The sequence below is a fragment of the Brevibacterium sp. CBA3109 genome, assembly GCF_040256645.1.
Classification (GTDB): Bacteria; Actinomycetota; Actinomycetes; order Actinomycetales; family Brevibacteriaceae; genus Brevibacterium; species Brevibacterium koreense.
The window spans coordinates 2,027,888-2,044,372 of sequence record NZ_CP158281.1; the positions used below are offsets into that span (position 1 = coordinate 2,027,888).

Below are 16,485 nucleotides of genomic sequence, written 5' to 3' on the forward strand. Positions count from 1 at the left end.
CTTTCTCCGTACTGACGGTTTTCACGTCTGTCCAAGCAAACCTTGGATCTCATACGGTTTCGGCCCGGATTGCTCACGATGATTGCACAAGCGGCCGCAGGGTAGATCGCCACTAAAGTCATCTGCGATCAAGTGTGTGCCGACGTGAGAGAGAAAAACTCATGACAGATGTGTCAACATCCGACATCGATACAACACCGAAGTTCGCCGAGCTGGGTCTCCACCCGCTCGTCCTCCAGGCAGTCGAGGCCCAGGGCTACGAAACCCCGACCCCGATCCAGGCCGCAACCATTCCCGCGCTGACCGATGGTCGCGACGTCATCGGACTGGCTCAGACCGGTACCGGCAAGACTGCTGCTTTCGCCCTTCCGGCCCTGTCTCACCTCGCCGAGGCGGGCCGTGCCAATGACGGTCCCTTCGCTCTGGTGCTCACCCCCACCCGCGAGCTTGCGATCCAGGTCGCCGAGGCATTCACCTCGTATGCGACCAACCTCAACGACTTCTCAGTCCTCCCGATCTACGGCGGCCAGGCCTACGGCCCACAGCTGGCCGGCCTCAAGCGCGGCGCACAGGTCGTCGTGGGCACACCGGGTCGTGTCATCGACCATCTCAAAAAGGGCTCCCTCAAGCTCGGCAGCCTCCAGCACCTCATTCTCGATGAGGCCGACGAGATGCTCAAGATGGGCTTCGCCGAGGACATCGAAGAGATCTTCAGCCAGTCCGGTGACTCCCGTCAGGTGGCTCTGTTCTCCGCCACGATGCCGACGTCGATCCACCGCCTGACCGGCAAATACCTCAACAATCCCGAAGAAGTGCGCGTCGATGCGAAGTCGCAGACCGGATCGAACATCCGTCAGCGCTACTTCATGGTCCAGCACTCCCACAAGCTCGACGCTCTGACCCGAATCCTCGAGGTCGAGGAGTACGAGGGCATCATCATGTTCGTGCGCACCAAGCAGGCCACGGAAGAACTGGCAGAGAAGCTGCGTGCACGTGGCTTCAAGGCCGCAGCGATCAACGGTGACATTCCCCAGCAGGCTCGTGAACGCACGATCGACATGCTTCGCGCCGGAAAGGTCGACATCCTCGTCGCCACCGACGTCGCGGCCCGTGGCCTCGATGTTGAGCGCATCACCCTGGTCGTCAACTTCGATATCCCCCACGACACCGAGTCCTATGTCCACCGCATCGGACGCACCGGCCGTGCCGGACGTTCGGGTGAGGCGATTCTCTTCGTCACCCCGCGTGAGCAGCGCCTCCTCGGCTCCATCGAGCGTGCGACGAAGCAGAAGGTCGAGCCGTTGACGATGCCCAGCGTCGAACAGCTGACGAACACCCGTGTGGAGAAGTTCACGAAGCGCATCGACGATGTGCTTGCCACGACCGAGCTGACCGAACTCGCAACCGTCATCGAACAGTACGAGCTCTCCCGCAATGTTCCAGCGACGGACATCGCAGCTGCTCTGGCATCCATGGTCCTCGAGTCGAACTCCCTCAAGGCCGATCCCATGCCGGAACCCGGCCGTGGCAAACCCGGCCGTGACCGTGACTCCGGGGGCCGCGACGGCAAGCCCGGCCGTGAGCGCTCGTCCCGTCCGCGTGATGAGAACATGACCACCTACCGTCTGGCCATCGGCCGCAACGAACGCCTGCAGCCAGGTGCCGTCGTCGGCGCCATCGCCAACGAAGGCGGACTCACCTCGAAAGAGATCGGTCACATCGACATCCGGTCGAACCACACCTTGGTCGATCTGCCCAAGGACCTCGATTCCTCGGTCATGCGCAAGCTCTCCAACACCGAGATCCAGGGTCGCCCGATCGATATCCGTCCCGATTCGGGCCGTCCTGCTCGCCCGTTCAAGAAGCGCAACTTCGACAAGCAGCCCGGCGATAACCGCAGCTTCCGGGGTGATCGCCGCGGAGGCGCCAAGAAGTTCAGCAATGACCGCTTCGGCGGCGAACGCTCACACGACCGCTACTGAGGCGCTGGGCAGTGCGCAGTCACTGCCGCTCCTGAGCCGCCGGCACTGCTGAACCGCAGAGCGGACTTCGACACCGAGCTCACAGACGAGAAGAGGTCCCGCAACGTTTTCGTTGCGGGACCTCTTCTCGTCTGCCGCAGCGATCGTCGTGCGCAGGCCCACCTGCGCCCGGCAATCAAGCTGCTTCGGGTGACGTCACATTCCTCGGAGCTCCCGGAAAATCTAGGAGCTCGCCCGATCGACAGCACCGCCGAAGCGACGGTCACGACGCGCATACTCCTCTATCGCAGCCCACAGGGTACGGCGATCGACATCGGGCCAGAGGACGTCCTGGAAGACCATCTCGGCGTAGGCGGACTGCCACAGCAGGAAGTTCGAGGTGCGCTGCTCGCCAGAGGAGCGCAGGAACAGGTCGACGTCGGGCACCTGCGCGGCGTAGAGACGCGAGCGAACAGTCTTCTCGCTGACCTTTCCGGGTTTGAGCTTCCCGGCGGCCACCTCGGCGGTGATCTGGTTGACCGCGTCGACGATCTCCGACCTGCCGCCGTAGTTGACGCAGAACTGGAGGACCAGGCCGGTGTTGTGTTTGGTCATCTCGGCCGCAGACTCGAGCTCGTCGATGACCGATCGCCACAGGCGACCACGCCGCCCAGCCCACACGATGCGCACGCCAAGCGCATTGAGCTCATCACGGCGGCGCCGGATGACATCACGGTTGAAGCCCATGAGGAACCGAACCTCGTCCGGGGACCGCTTCCAGTTCTCGGTGGAGAATGCATAGGCGGAGAGATACTCGACACCCATCTCGATGGCGCCGTGGATGACCTCGAGGAGCGAAGCCTCTCCGGCTTTGTGGCCTTCGGTGCGCGGCAGTCCGCGCTCGTTGGCCCAACGGCCATTGCCGTCCATGACCACCGCGACGTGATTCGGGACGAACTTCGCCTCGATGTGCGGAGGCCGGGCTCCACTGTGGTGCGGGGGTGGCGCGGGATAGCTCATCTGCTCTCCAGAACTCTCAGTGATCGGATATTGCGTTCCAAGTGCCATGACACCCAGTCCGAGACGAGTTTGGACCCGTCGATCTGGTCGTGGAGGTCCGAGGATTCCGCTCGCTGCCAGTCACCGGAGAGCAGCGCGGCCATGTGTTCCAGTGCGTCGGTGTCAGGCAGAGCCGCTCCGCTGGGTCGGCAGGTGGTGCAGACCGCTCCGCCCAGGGAAGCCGAGAACGCGCGATGGGGACCTGGCCTGCCGCATTGCGCGCAGTCAAGCAGACTCGGGGCCCAACCGGCCACGGACATGGCCCGGAGCAGATACGCGTCGAGGGCCAACCTCGGCGGGTGCTCGCCATTGCACAGGGAGCGGATTGCGGAGACGAGAAGCAGGAAGTGGGGGCGCGACTGGGGTTCGACCTCCGTGATGCGCGCGGCAGTCTCAGCCATCACGCTCGCGGCGGAATACGCGTCATAGTCCGCGCCGATGCCACGTGCGAAGGGCTCGATCAGCTCGACCTGGGTGACGATGTCGAGGCTGCGGCCGACGTGGCACTGCAGATCGACGAGCATGAAGGGTTCGAGACGGGAACCGAAACGTGACTTGGTGCGACGAATGCCCTTCGCTACTGCTCTGATCAGCCCGTGGCTGCGGGTGAGAACAGTGACGATGCGGTCGGCTTCGCCGAGCTTGTGCCCCTGGAGCACGATGCCTTCATCACGATAATTGTGCACCCGCCCATTATCGCAGAGTGCGACGAGGAAACATCCCCGCCGCACTTAGGCATCAATTGTGAGATTTAAGTTGTGCGATTGTGCCTCGACGGATGCTGCGATCAACGCGTCGGCGGTCGTTCCACACCGCTTCGGCGGGCTAGCCGACGCTCGATCAACGCCAACGTCGAATACAGCGTCGCCGGGGACGACAAAGTCGAACGCGGCGTTGATCGAGCGCTGCCGTGCCGCATGCCGGGATCAGCGTTCGCGCTCACCGTCGCGGTCACGGGCGGCACGGTTGACTGCCGACACGACAGCCTTGAGCGAGGCCTTGGTGATGTTCGGGTGCAGTCCGGCACCCCAGACCACACGGTCCTCGACTGCGAGTTCGACGTACGCTGCTGCCATGGTGTCAGCACCCGAGCCGATGGCGTGCTCGGTGTAGTCCTGGAGACGAACGTCGACGTCGAAGTTGTCGATGAGCACCTTCACCAGCGCATCGATCGGCCCCTTGCCGCGGCCTTCGTAGGTGCGTTCCTGACCGTCGACGATGAGGTCGACCTCGACGCGCTCCGAGGCGCCTGAGTCGTCGACCGTACCGGAGTCGGTGCGCAGACCCACGATCTGGAACCGGCCCCAGGCCTTGTCCTGATCGTCGCTGGGCAGGTACTCATGGTTGAAGATGCGGCGGATCTCCTCGGCGGAGACCTCTCCCCCGCCTTCGGTGTGGACCTGGACGGCACGGGAGAACTCGACCTGCATGCGACGAGGCAGATCCAGACCGTACTCGCTCTTGAGCAGGTAGGTGACTCCGCCCTTGCCGGACTGCGAGTTCACGCGGATGATCGCCTCGTACGAGCGGCCCAGATCCTTGGGGTCGACCGGCAGGTAGGGCATGTCCCATTCCATCAGGTCCACCGGTACGCCCTGTTCGTTGGCATTCTTCTCACGGTCGGCGAACGCCTTGTTGATGGCGTCCTGATGCGAGCCGGAGAAGGAGGTGAAGACGAGGTCACCGCCATAGGGATGACGTTCGTGGACGCCGATCTGGTTGCATTCGGTGACGGTGTGGATGACTTCGTCGATGTCGGAGAAGTCCAGTTCGGGATCGACACCCTGGGTGTAGAGGTTGAGTGCGACGGTGACGAGGTCGAGGTTTCCGGTTCGTTCGCCGTTGCCGAAGAGGCAGCCTTCGACCCTGTCGGCACCGGCCATGATGCCCATCTCCGCGGCCGCCACACCGGTTCCCCGATCGTTGTGGGGGTGCAGGGACACGGCCACATCGTCGCGGTAGGGCATGTTCCGGCAGAACCATTCGATCTGGTCGGCGTAGGTGTTCGGGGTGCCGCGCTCAACCGTGGCGGGCAGGTTGACGACAGTCTCGCGGCCCGAGGCCGGCTGCCACGTGTCGAGGACGCTGCCGACGATGTCGAGGGCGAACTCGGGTTCGGTGTCGACGAAGATCTCGGGTGAGTACTGGTAGCCGAAGTCGACGTCGCCCAGCAGCGACTCAGCGTGCTTCATGACCGCCTGGGTGCCACGGGTGGCGATGTCACGAGTCTGATCGAAGCCCTCACCGTCGAAGCCGAACACGACCTTGCGGAAGACCGGTGCCGTCGCGTTGTAGAGGTGGACGGTCGGCTTCTGCGCACCGACGAGGGACTCCACCGTGCGTTCGATGAGGTCCTCGCGGGCCTGGGTGAGAACGGAGATGCGCACATCGTCAGGAATGGCGTCCTGCTCGATGATCTCGCGGACGAAGTCGAAGTCGACCTGGCTGGCTGCGGGGAAGCCGACCTCGATCTCCTTGAAGCCGAGCTTGACGAGGAGGTCGAACATCTTGCGCTTGCGCTCGGGCGTCATCGGATCGATGAGAGCCTGGTTGCCGTCACGCAGATCGGTGCTCAGCCAACGCGGGGCCTTCCGGATCAGCTGGTCGGGCCAGGTGCGGTCGCGCATGTCGAGAGCGATCCGGTCCTGAAAGGACTTGTATTTGCCAAATGGCATGGGGGTCGGCTTCTGCAGTTTCATGGTTCCTCAATCATCGATCGTGAGCTTCATCAGCATAGGAAAACTCCGCGACGAGTGTGCTGTGAAGTTCAGGACTCGTCGCGGCAAGGAAGGAGGAGCAACCTGTGAGCCACACAATCAACATAGCCCTGGTTGCGCCGTCCGCCCCAAACCTGTCCAAATTCTAAGATCAGGGTCTCGATATCGCCGAGGTGGCCAGTGGTCGTGTGACCCTGTCTCGTCGGCGGCTCTCCCTGGCCGGTGGCCCTAGTCGAGGAAATCGACCGAGGCACGTCGTATGGTGAAGCCGACGCCGGTCTCATCGGACTTGCACGTCATGCCCTCGCGGGTCGATGTGCAGGTCATCCCCTCTGCAGTGATCGATTTGCCGTAGCCGAGCACCCGAGCGGGACCCGAATTTCCCGGCGCCTCGCGACAGGAGAAGCCGGCACCCTTCTCATTGGCCACGACGACACCTCCCCAATTGTCCAACTGGCAGTCATCGGGCTTCTCGCCGGCCGTGTAGTCGAAGGATGAGATGACGCACCGGCTGCGATCCGAATCGATCGTGCAGGAGATGTTGCCAGACGGGGATTTGAACGATTCGGCAGCGGCCGGCGGCGCCGAGGTCGTCGGACTGCCTGTCTCTGAGCCTGCACTGTCGGAGGGCCCCTGCGAGGATGTGTCGGACGCGGCGTCATCCTTGCCCTGCGTCGCGTCCCAGGCGATGTATCCGACGATGCCGAGAGCGACCACCAGGGCGATCGCGGCCAGGACCCAGAGCCATCCCGGTACCTTCTTCGTCTCGGGCTCACGTCGGTGGGGTCCGCCGGGGCCTGCTGGTCCACCAGGGCCGCCGGGGCCTGCTGGTCCACCAGGGCCGCCGGGGCTTGCTGGTCCACCAGGGCCGCCTGGGCCGTATCCGCCGGGTCCACCAGTGCCGTATCCGGCCGGGCCGTATCCACCGGGGCCGGGGCCGGCACCTCCGGGTCCCCCTGGGCCGTATCCGCCGCTGCTGGGGCCGCCTGAGCCGCCACCGGGCCCATGGGCTCCGCCTGCTGGTCCGCGGCCGCCACTTGCTGCGTAGGCGGCTGCGGCATGTGGGGCGTAGGGTGATGCGCCGTTGGGCACGTGCGACTCGCTTCCGGAGTAATCAGTGGGATGTGGTTGAGTGGCAGGCGGCCCTGGTGCACCGAAATCGGCACCCCATGGTTCGGGATTCGGAAGGTTCCCGGCCGAGGGGCCCTGCGGATTCCACTGCTTCGGTGCAGAGGCGGCTTCTGCCTCGGCGATGTCCTCGGACCTCACCTTTCGCGGTGGCAGGTGACTATCAGCTCGCGGTGGCAGGTGACTGACAGCGGATTCGTGATTCTCCGCCGCGGCAAGCTGGCGCAGCTCTTCGAGACTGAGCACCTCGGTGGCCTCGGCCCCGTCGGAGGACACCATCGACCGGAGTCTGGCCAGCTCGTCCGAGCTGAGGGCTTGAGTCGAACCATCCGCGGCAGGGGATCTGTCCTGGCCGATGAACAACTGCGTTGTGATCGAATCCGGAGACTCCTCGGCCGGCTTCCGACGCCCAGGGCGCGGAGGTTGGTTCGGCACAGGTGGAATGCTCATGGGCTCATTTTCGCATAGTCGCCTCCGCCGTGTTCTCAAGGTTCGTGAGAAGATGACCTCATGTTCAGTGGTGGAGCCCGGACCGGGACCGGTCTGACGGTCGCTGTTCTGGCCTTGACGCTGTCGTCATGCCAGACGCCGACCGACAGCGAAGACGATGACGGTGCATCTGCTCATTCTGCGGTGGTCGCGGCACCTGCACAGCGCAACGACGTCGGTGATTTCGCTGCCCCCGCACAGATGACTCCGCCCGGGGCTGAGACCACCGAAGCAACGGGTCCAGCCCACCCAGTTCAGGTCCCCGGGCTGGGTCCGGAGACCGCTGCACAGATTCCCGCAGAGACCTCTCAGGTCCTCGTCGCCAGCGGGGCGGAGGCGAGTTCCGATTCCGGGCAGCTGAGTTTCTACACCTTCGATGACGGGGCGTGGAAGAAGGCCAAGACCTTCGACATTCACAATGGGAAGAAGGGCTGGCTGGCCGACCGCAGAGAGGGGGACAAGACATCACCGATCGGTGTATTCACACTCAGCGATGCGGGCGGGTACAAACAGGACCCGGGGACCGCACTTCCCTATACCCAGGATGATCGACTTCCGTCGTCGGCGACAGTGGCCTACGGGCCCGAATACGAACGGGTCTTCGACTACACCATCGCAATCGACTACAACCGTGTGCCGGGCACACCGCCCACCGACACGACCCGCCCGCTGGGGTGGGACAAGGGCGGTGGGATCTGGCTGCATCTCGATCATGATTCGGGAACGAACGGCTGCGTGACTCTCAAGGAGAAGGACCTCAAATGGATCCTTGAGACCATCGACCCCGAGGCCCACCCGCGCATCGCCATGGGACCTGAGTCCCAGCTGCAGAAGTAGAGGCACCGAGATGCGAGAGCTCATCATCTCCCTCGTGCAGACGATCAACGGATCGTATGCCCAGGACGGCTGGTCGACAGGCGTGTCCACGAAGGCCGATTTCTCCTACTTCACGTCCCTGCGCAAGCAGGCAGGTGCCATCATCATCGATCGCAGGACCGCACTCAATCCCGCACTGCCGGTCATCAACGCGCCAGGCAAAGCCCTCGAACACACTCCCGTGCATGTCCTCACCGAATCAGACCCGGCCGAACTGAGCAGACAGCTCTCGAAGGCGGGCCTCGACTACCGAGCTCAGCACTTCACTCCCGACACTGCCGCGCAGGTGCTCGACGACCTCGAGTCCACGAATGAGACTCTGGTGTGCGAGTCCGGACCCAATCTGGCCTACCGTCTCCTCGATGCCGCCCCGGGTGCCGAACTGCACCTGAGCCTCAGCCCGCTCTACTCTCGGAACACCGGCAGCCACTTCTCCCAACTGGAAGCCACCCTCAACCTGCGACTCATCGATGTGCGAACCGTCGATGACCAGATCTTCATCCGCTACGCCAAGGCATGACCTAGACGTTGAGCGCAGTGCTGATCTCGTACTCGTCCGGTCGGGACAGGAGCGCGCTGACAGCATCGGCGACTGCGGGAAGGCCGATCGTCTCCACTCCCCCGCGCAGATCATTGCGGTCATCACCGCCGATGGGCGCCATGACTTTGAGTTCCCGGTAGTGCACGGCCTCCGTCTCGGCAGCGGCCACCCTGATGAGCATCTCCTGTGCTGCACCGAAGACGCTGATCGCTCCGGACCCGACGCAGGCCTCGACGCTGGCCACACCATTGAGGGCCAGGTGTCGGACAGGGGCCCGTCCCCCCTCCTCGGCGAGCGCCTCCGACACGGCACAGGCCCCAAAATGACCACGCAGGTAGGAGGAATAGTCCTCATCGAAGGAGTCGATCCCGCGATCGATCATCGACATATCCACGTACCACCCGCCGACCGCAGCGATGACCGCGTCGACAGGCGGTGCGTCCACTCTGCGGAGCTCGTCGATGACGGACTGCGGTCGATCCACCCAATCGGGGGCAAGGACCGGTTCGTAAGCAGTGTCGTCGGCCGGCTGCGCGCGGACTATGCCGGTGATGCGATGGTCGGCGGACAGATGCTGGGCCAGGCCCGTTCCGACATAGCCGGAGGCTCCGAAGATGAGGATGTGCATGTCCGAAGTCTATTTGCTGAGTCCACCGCTGCCTTGACCATGCGGTGTTCGACGGCGAGTCCGGCACCGGGCGCGATAGGGTTCTGTCACGACCGCTTCCCCTCAGTCGAAGGATCTCATGGCCGATCAGCATGAGCTCACACGTCTCGAACAACTCCTCGACAGATTTGCCAATCGGCATCTGACACGGGTGCCGGCCGGGGTGCGCGAGTTCCTCGTCTTCGGGATCAAGCAAGCGTGGGCCTGCCTGTTCGGGGCCCTCATGCTGCTCGCGATCATCGTCACCGCCTGGTGGTACCCGGACGGGGCGAGCCTGGCCCGCAACGACCTCCTCGTGATCCTGGCTGTCCTGATCCAGACGGCGATGCTCCTCCTGCGTCTGGAGACGGGGCGGGAGCTCTGGGTCATCGTGCTGTTTCACATCGTCGGCACGGGAATGGAGATCTTCAAGACCTCGATGGGTTCGTGGAACTATGCCGCCGGTGGCGTTCTCCACATCGCGGCCGTGCCATTGTTCACGGGGTTCATGTACGCCGCGGTCGGCTCCTACATCGTGCGCGTCTATCGTCTCTTCGACCTGCGGTTCAGTCACTACCCGCCGAGGTGGATCACCGCGGTCATCGCCGCAGCGATCTATCTCAACTTCTTCACCCACCACTATGTGGTCGATGTGCGCCTGTTCCTCGTCCTTGCGGTCGGGGTGGCCTTCTTCCGGTGTCGCATGCACTTCCATGTGCACCGTGTGACTCTGCGTATGCCGGTCCTCCTCGCGTTCGTGCTGGTGGCGTTCTTCATCTGGATCGCTGAGAACATCGGCACCGTCACCGGTGCGTGGCTCTACCCGTCCCAGATCGGCGGCTGGGAGATGGTTCCTGTAACCAAACTCGTGGCATGGTTTCTGCTGATGATGATCTCCGTCGTCCTCGTCACCTTCATCTACCCGCCTAAACCTCCAGATGAGGCTAGGTCACCTGATAATCTGAGCTGAAACTCAGACTTGGCCGAAGGAGACACATGGCAGACGCGGATTCAGAGGATTCCAGTGCTCTGGTGGCAGCGGTGCGTCCGCCGTCGGGTGCGCATCGCTTCGTGAGCGCGAAGGTTCTCATCCGTGTCCTCGCAGCGGTCCTCGTCCTACTCCTCGTCATCACCCTGCTCGGCGTCTTCCTCGTTCGACGGTCCTTCCCCACCACCGACGGTGACATGTCGCTGCCTGGCCTCAATGCCGAGGTCAGTGTCACCCGGGACGAGTCAGGAGTCCCGACCGTAGAGGCCAGCAATTCCCATGACCTCTTCATGGCTCAGGGCTTCGTCCATGCCCAGGATCGGTTCTGGGAGATGGACTTCCGCAGGCACGTCACCTCGGGCCGACTCTCGGAACTCTTCGGAGAGTCACAGTTCAGCACCGACTCGTTCATTCGCACGCTGGGCTGGCGAAAGGTCGCCGAGGCGGAGGTCGCGGCTCTTGATGACAAGACGCGAGCGTACTACGAGGCCTATGCCGAGGGTGTCAACGCCTATCTGCATGACAAATCCCCCACCGAGGTGTCTCTCGAGTACGGAGTCGTCGGCCTCCAAGCCGGTGGGGTTGAGATCGAGGAGTGGACTCCTGTCGACAGCGTCTCCTGGCTCAAGGCCATGGCCTGGGACCTGCGTTCGAACGTCGAAGACGAGATCGATCGAGCGATCAGCCAGACCGCGCTCGACGACGAGCAGATGGCCGATATCTACCCCGACTACCCCTATGACACCCGCCCCACGATCATCGGCGGCAATGCCGGTGCCAAATCGCGCGCTGCCGGCAGCAAAGGCAGCAAGACCGGTAAGGACAAGGCCGGCGACGAGTCCTCCGATGGTGAGGCACATGCCGGCGGAGAGGTGACTGCGGCACAGCCTCAGCCACCGGGACACGGGGCAGGGAGCGAGACTCCGTCCAACCTCGGCGAACTCAAACAACATCTGCGATCACTGCCTGTGCTGTTGGGAGTCAACAGTCACGACATCGGGTCGAACTCGTGGGTGGTCTCCGGTGAGCGCACTGCCACCGGTGGCCCGCTGCTGGCCAATGATCCGCACCTGGCTCCAGCCATGCCCTCCGTGTGGCATCAGATCGGTCTGCGCTGCACCAAGATCACACCCGAATGTCCCTTCGACGTATCCGGGTTCTCGTTCTCGGGACTGCCCGGTGTCGTCATCGGACACAACCAGTCCATCGCTTGGGGCCTGACGAACCTGGGACCTGATGTCGCCGACCTCGTGGTCGAGAAGATCCGCGATGGCAAGGTCCTCCGTGATTCCGGGGACGAACCCGTGACCACGCGCAAGGAGACCGTGAAGATCGCGAAAGAGAAACCGCGCGAAATCACGATCCGTTCAACACGCAACGGTCCCCTCATCTCCGACCTCGAGGGACCCTATCGCGGCGTGCTCGATGCCTCCACCGGGGCGAACACCGCGGACACGAAATCAGGCCCAGCCGACGAGCACTACCAACTGGCGTTGCAATGGACGGCACTTGAACCCGGCAACACAGCCTCCGCGATCTTCGGACTCAACGCTGCGAGGAACTGGAAGGAATTCCGAGGGGCTTCCTCACTCTTCGATGTGCCCTCCCAGAACCTCGTCTACGCGGACACCGCCGGCAACATCGGCTACCAAGCCCCGGGAAAGATCCCCAAACGCGGCAAGGGTGACGGCATGTTGCCACGCCACGGCTGGAAAACAGACGAGGACTGGCAGGGTTACATCGACTTCAAAGACCTGCCGAGTCTTTACAACCCCGAGCGCGGATGGATTGTGACGGCTAACAACCCGGTCACTCCCCCGGGAGAATCCGTCCAGCTGAGCAATGACTTCGACGATGGGGACCGAGCTCGACGGATCACGAAGCTGCTGCGCGACACAATGTCTCAGGGAGATGTCACGACAGCCGACATGTCCCGGATCCAGGGTGATGACCTCAATCCCCTGGCGTTGACGCTGATCCCGCTGCTGGAAGAAATCGATGCGGGCAAGGACACCAACATCGCCGAAGCGCAGAAACTGCTCGCAGACTGGGATGGCCGAGATGATGCCAACAGTGCCGCCGCAGCCTATTTCAATGTGCTCTCGAAGACGATCCTCGACGAAGTCTTCGCTCCGAAGCTGCCCGATGCGGTGCCACCTGCGGGCGGATCCCGGTGGTACCTCATCATCAAGAACCAGCTGCAGAAACCCGATTCCGAATGGTGGGTCGACGACGAGGTCGAGGGCCGGGACGAAGCATTGGCCCGGGCCATGGACTCGGCGTGGAAGACGACCGAGGATCTGCTCGGGTCCGAACCCGTGACCTGGCGGTGGGGCATTCTGCACCGGCTGACTATCCGCAATGCCAGCCTCGGCGAATCAGGGATCAAACCCGTTGAGCGGCTATTCAATCGGGGCCCCTATGAGGTCGCTGGCGGATCGGGAGAAGTCAACGCCACAGGCTGGGACGCCGCGGCCGGTTACGAGACGAACTGGGTGCCCTCGATGCGCCAGATCGTGGACCTCAAGGACTTCAACCACTCGCAGTGGATCAACCTCACCGGCGCCTCCGGACATGCTTTCCACCCGCATTATGCCGACCAGACCGATGATTGGGCCGCCAATAGGACCCGACCGTGGCCGTACACGCCCGACGCATTGGACCGGCACACCGAAGATACTCTGGTGCTGCGGCCCTGAGATCAGCTCTTGGGCAGGATCTTCGCTTCGAGGAAGTTCGCCACATCGTCTTCCCAGCGGACGGGGTCGATGTTCCATTCCTTGGTGTGGCGGGCCTTGTCATAGACGGGCATCGTCACGAGGTCGCGACGCACGGATGCCAGCGCGTGGGATGGCGCGGACGGCACGAATTCGTCATCGTCGGAGTGGATGAGCAGCACCGGAACGTCGAGCTCCGCCGCGCGTGTCACCCAGTCCAGCCGGCCCAGGTCCAAAGGCGTCTGCAGTCCGGTGATCGGTCGCGCCCACGGTTGGGTGATCATCTCCAGAGTGAGTTTGGCGATCGGCGTCGGAAGCATATTGCGGCGAGCCTGGCCGTCAAGGACATTCACCCAGTCGACGACGGGCCCGTCGAGGACGAGGGCCTTCACATACCGGCGGTTCCTGCCACGGGAGGCGGCCTGCAACGCGATGGCTCCGCCCATCGACCAGCCGAAGAGGACGACGTCGCGGGCCCCGCGTGAGATCGCGAAGTCGATTGCAGCGTCCACGTCGATCCACTCGGTGTCGCCGAGGCCGTAGCGGGATGTGGTCTCGACCCTGACCTCGGCGTCGTTGCGGTAGGACATGGCGATGGCCGGCACGCCCAAGGTGTTGAGGATCGGGGCGGCGCGCAGGCCCTCGGCTCGGGTGCTGGCACGACCATGGACGAGGATCGCCCACGTGTCCTGAGGTTCGGGATGATCGGTGGGCAGCAGCCAGGCAGGCAGTCGTCCGGCATCGGATTCGATCTCGATGTCCTCGGCGTTCACTCCTGCCGCCAACGGTTCCGGGTACACGATGCCCGTCCACCGGCCGTGAGAGGCGCGTTTGATGTCTCCGCGGGTCACCGAGAGGATCTCCCGGGACACGGTTCTCGAGCGCGGATCGTATTCGACGATATCGCCGATCACAGCATGGCCGGCACCCTGGTTAAAGTAGAGTCCATAGGTCCCGCGCACCGTGGTCTCTTCATCGGCAGGCAGATGAATGCGCATATTGGGCGGAAACCCGTCGGTGTGGAGAATCTCGAGTTCTTCCGGCGCGTTCTCGGGAACGACGATTCTGCGTGCGAAATATGCGGCCAGCCCCGAGGACGCCACCGAGATCACGGTGCCGATCCCAGCACCGACACCCACCGAAGCCAGAAGCAGGCGAGTCGGGAATTTAGTGTCGCGAACCATGAAAACCTCCTGACTTCATTGTCACCCAAGGAATGAGTAGTCTCCAAACGCTGTTGTGCAGGTGAAAGGGCTCCTCTGAGCCCGAGTGCAGTGGGACAATGGACTGCAACAGAAATCGACAAGCACCGGAGGTCGCGATGAGTCAGTCGCCCAACGTCAACACAGAAGCCAATTCCGAGGAGATCCGCTGGCAGGACGTGCTCACCCCTGACGAGTTCACGGTGCTGCGACAGGGAGGGACCGAGCGTCCATTCACCGGCGAATACGTCGACACAACCACCGTGGGAATGTACCAGTGTCGTGCCTGTGGAGCAGACCTGTTCCCCTCGGACACCAAGTTCTCCTCGCACTGCGGTTGGCCCTCGTTCTACGCTCCCCTGGCCGAGGACCGAGTTCGTTACCTCCGCGATTCTTCGATGGGCATGGAGCGCGTCGAGGTTCGGTGCGCCAACTGCGATTCACACATGGGTCACCTCTTCGAGGGTGAAGGCTACGACACCCCCACCGACCAGCGATACTGCCTGAACTCGATCTCGCTGCGCCTCGTCGACGGTCAGGAGTGAGCGAAGGATCGCCGCTCGTCGTCAAAACATTCGACGAGCTGAGCGTTGCTGAACTCTACGGGATCGTCCAGCTGCGGTCGCAGGTCTTCGTCGTCGAGCAGGACTGCGTCTTCCTCGATCAGGACGGTGTCGACACATTCCCGCAGACTCTGCACGCCTTCTACCCCGATGATGCGCGGACCATATCGGACAGCCACGGCGCCGAGGTGGGCCGCAGTCTTGCTCCCAAGGCATATGCCCGTATCCTGCCGCCCGATATCCCTGACGGCCCGGCCTTCGAGCCGGGAGCCCGCAGCATCAGCCGCGTCGTGACGAACCCGCATGTGCGCGGCCAAGGCTGGGGTCGTAGGCTCATCGGCGAGATCGTGGCCGGTCATGGGCATCGCCTGCTGACGCTGAACGCCCAGTCTCATCTTGAGAGTTTCTACACGAGCTTCGGATTCAGCCAGAATGGCCCCCGGTTCATCGAAGACGGGATCGAGCACACTCCGATGTCACGTCGAGTCAGCACCTGAGGACTCCACGTCGACTGTCTTCGAGGGATCGATGGCGTTGGAGGCCTCGACCGCGTGAGACGTGTGGGAGGCCTCGACCGCCTGGGAGGCGTCGACAGCCTCGATGAGACGCGTCATCATGGAGTGGAGCTCGCGCAGTTCCGCCTCACCCATATCGAGTTTGGCCATCATCTGCCCCGGAATGGCCTCAGCGGTCCCCCGCAGCTTGGCACCGGCAACGGTCAGCGAGACCTCCACAACTCTCTCGTCATGGCTGCCGCGCCGCTTCTCCACGTAGCCCAGGGCCTCGAGGCGCTTGATCAGCGGCGACACTGTTGCGGCCTCAAGGCGCAGCAGCTCGGCGATCTTCCTCACCGGCAGCGTTTCGTGCTGCCACAGAGCCAACATGACCAGATATTGCGGGTGGGTGAGGTGGATGGGCTCGAGCACCGAACGATAGGCGGAGATCACTCCGCGGGAAGCGACGGCCAAAGCAAAGCAGATCTGGCTCTCCAGAGCCAGCGGATCGTACGAGGTCGGCATCGTTTCGGTGTCCTTCCGACGAGACTGGTCTATGCGTCGACTCTATGCGTCGACCAAGCTGAACTATTAGTTAGTGCACTAACGTTTAACGTACACTGGATGTATTGTGATCGCCTCAGACGAGCACCTATCTCACCAGCTCGCCACCACCGAATGGACTCGCATGCCAGACTCACACGATTCCCAGCGACGAGTTGCATGGCTCAATCGCTTCTTCCGCAAGATCGTCGGTCCTGCACAAGTCGATAATTCCCGACCCGGTGGCTACTACGAGAACGAGCACCTGCGCCACGAACGACTCGACGCGATGGGCTTGGAGATGCGTACGGATGCCAATGGCCACTCGTATGTGGTGGAGAAGAAGAAGTCCGAGTGATCAGGCTTCTGCCTTGATCAGGCTTCTGCCTTGATTAAGTTTCTGCCCTGATCAGGACCAGGGATCCTTCGAAGTGCGAAGCGATCCGCAGAGCGCCATGTGCTTTACCCCAACTTCCATTCTCCAGGCTCTCGCGCAGATTCTCGACCGACCGCCGTTCCGTGACTTCCTTGCCAGACGATTCAGGGCCACGGCGAGGCAGT

Annotated in this window: 15 protein-coding genes; 8 read left to right on the top strand and 7 right to left on the bottom strand. The window is 63.1% G+C overall.

Features of this window, described 5'->3' with window-relative positions; translation table 11 throughout:
• Nucleotides 1-161 precede the first annotated feature (161 nt).
• Entirely contained in the window at nt 162-1,982 is a 1,821-nt protein-coding gene (locus AAFP32_RS09415; protein ID WP_350268915.1) for a DEAD/DEAH box helicase, read from the top strand.
• Nucleotides 1,983-2,204: 222 nt separating this feature from the next.
• On the opposite strand, the gene AAFP32_RS09420 is transcribed toward AAFP32_RS09415, so the two are convergent.
• From AAFP32_RS09420 to AAFP32_RS09435, 4 genes are all read right to left on the bottom strand, one after another.
• Entirely contained in the window at nt 2,205-2,981 is a 777-nt protein-coding gene (locus tag AAFP32_RS09420; RefSeq protein WP_350268916.1) for an isoprenyl transferase, read from the bottom strand.
• On the bottom strand, nt 2,978-3,706 hold the full coding sequence (gene recO, locus AAFP32_RS09425) for a DNA repair protein RecO (protein WP_350268917.1): 729 nt from the start codon (nt 3,704-3,706) through the stop codon (nt 2,978-2,980). Before recO ends, AAFP32_RS09420 begins: the two co-directional genes overlap by 4 nt.
• Nucleotides 3,707-3,946: 240 nt before the next feature.
• Nucleotides 3,947-5,719, bottom strand: coding sequence for a 2-isopropylmalate synthase (leuA, locus tag AAFP32_RS09430; protein WP_350268918.1), 1,773 nt, complete (start codon nt 5,717-5,719; stop codon nt 3,947-3,949).
• 246 nt (nt 5,720-5,965) lie between these two features.
• Complete coding sequence (locus tag AAFP32_RS09435) at nt 5,966-7,315, bottom strand: DUF6636 domain-containing protein (RefSeq protein ID WP_350268919.1); 1,350 nt, start codon at nt 7,313-7,315, stop codon at nt 5,966-5,968.
• A gap of 60 nt (nt 7,316-7,375) precedes the next feature.
• Between AAFP32_RS09435 and AAFP32_RS09440 the strand changes: the two genes are divergently transcribed.
• Both AAFP32_RS09440 and AAFP32_RS09445 read left to right on the top strand, forming a co-directional pair.
• Nucleotides 7,376-8,191: a L,D-transpeptidase family protein gene (locus AAFP32_RS09440; protein WP_350268920.1), complete on the top strand. Its 816-nt coding sequence runs from the start codon at nt 7,376-7,378 to the stop codon at nt 8,189-8,191.
• Between the two features lie 10 nt (nt 8,192-8,201).
• Nucleotides 8,202-8,750: a hypothetical protein gene (locus AAFP32_RS09445; RefSeq protein ID WP_101618506.1), complete on the top strand. Its 549-nt coding sequence runs from the start codon at nt 8,202-8,204 to the stop codon at nt 8,748-8,750.
• 1 nt (nt 8,751) lies between these two features.
• On the opposite strand, the gene AAFP32_RS09450 is transcribed toward AAFP32_RS09445, so the two are convergent.
• On the bottom strand, nt 8,752-9,399 hold the full coding sequence (locus AAFP32_RS09450) for an NAD(P)-dependent oxidoreductase (protein WP_350268921.1): 648 nt from the start codon (nt 9,397-9,399) through the stop codon (nt 8,752-8,754).
• 118 nt (nt 9,400-9,517) lie between these two features.
• Here AAFP32_RS09450 and AAFP32_RS09455 point away from each other — a divergent pair, with 118 nt between their 5' ends.
• Both AAFP32_RS09455 and AAFP32_RS09460 read left to right on the top strand, forming a co-directional pair.
• Nucleotides 9,518-10,387 (top strand): DUF817 domain-containing protein, encoded by an 870-nt coding sequence (locus AAFP32_RS09455; RefSeq protein WP_350268922.1) that lies wholly within the window; start codon nt 9,518-9,520, stop codon nt 10,385-10,387.
• A 26-nt stretch (nt 10,388-10,413) separates the two neighbouring features.
• Entirely contained in the window at nt 10,414-13,104 is a 2,691-nt protein-coding gene (locus tag AAFP32_RS09460) for a penicillin acylase family protein (RefSeq protein WP_350268923.1), read from the top strand.
• A 2-nt stretch (nt 13,105-13,106) separates the two neighbouring features.
• Here AAFP32_RS09460 and AAFP32_RS09465 read toward each other — a convergent pair whose 3' ends face one another.
• A complete protein-coding gene (locus tag AAFP32_RS09465) occupies nt 13,107-14,306 on the bottom strand; it encodes an alpha/beta hydrolase family protein (RefSeq protein ID WP_350268924.1) in 1,200 nt (399 codons plus the stop codon).
• Nucleotides 14,307-14,443: 137 nt separating this feature from the next.
• Here AAFP32_RS09465 and msrB point away from each other — a divergent pair, with 137 nt between their 5' ends.
• Both msrB and AAFP32_RS09475 read left to right on the top strand, forming a co-directional pair.
• Nucleotides 14,444-14,869: a peptide-methionine (R)-S-oxide reductase MsrB gene (gene msrB / locus AAFP32_RS09470; protein ID WP_180957252.1), complete on the top strand. Its 426-nt coding sequence runs from the start codon at nt 14,444-14,446 to the stop codon at nt 14,867-14,869.
• Nucleotides 14,866-15,384 (top strand): GNAT family N-acetyltransferase, encoded by a 519-nt coding sequence (locus tag AAFP32_RS09475; RefSeq protein ID WP_101618500.1) that lies wholly within the window; start codon nt 14,866-14,868, stop codon nt 15,382-15,384. Before msrB ends, AAFP32_RS09475 begins: the two co-directional genes overlap by 4 nt.
• On the opposite strand, the gene AAFP32_RS09480 is transcribed toward AAFP32_RS09475, so the two are convergent.
• Nucleotides 15,364-15,906: a MarR family winged helix-turn-helix transcriptional regulator gene (locus AAFP32_RS09480; protein ID WP_324777877.1), complete on the bottom strand. Its 543-nt coding sequence runs from the start codon at nt 15,904-15,906 to the stop codon at nt 15,364-15,366. The genes AAFP32_RS09475 and AAFP32_RS09480 overlap by 21 nt on opposite strands.
• 163 nt (nt 15,907-16,069) lie before the next feature.
• Here AAFP32_RS09480 and AAFP32_RS09485 point away from each other — a divergent pair, with 163 nt between their 5' ends.
• Nucleotides 16,070-16,282, top strand: a complete 213-nt coding sequence (locus AAFP32_RS09485; protein WP_101618819.1) for a hypothetical protein — start codon at nt 16,070-16,072, stop codon at nt 16,280-16,282.
• Nucleotides 16,283-16,485 lie beyond the last annotated feature (203 nt).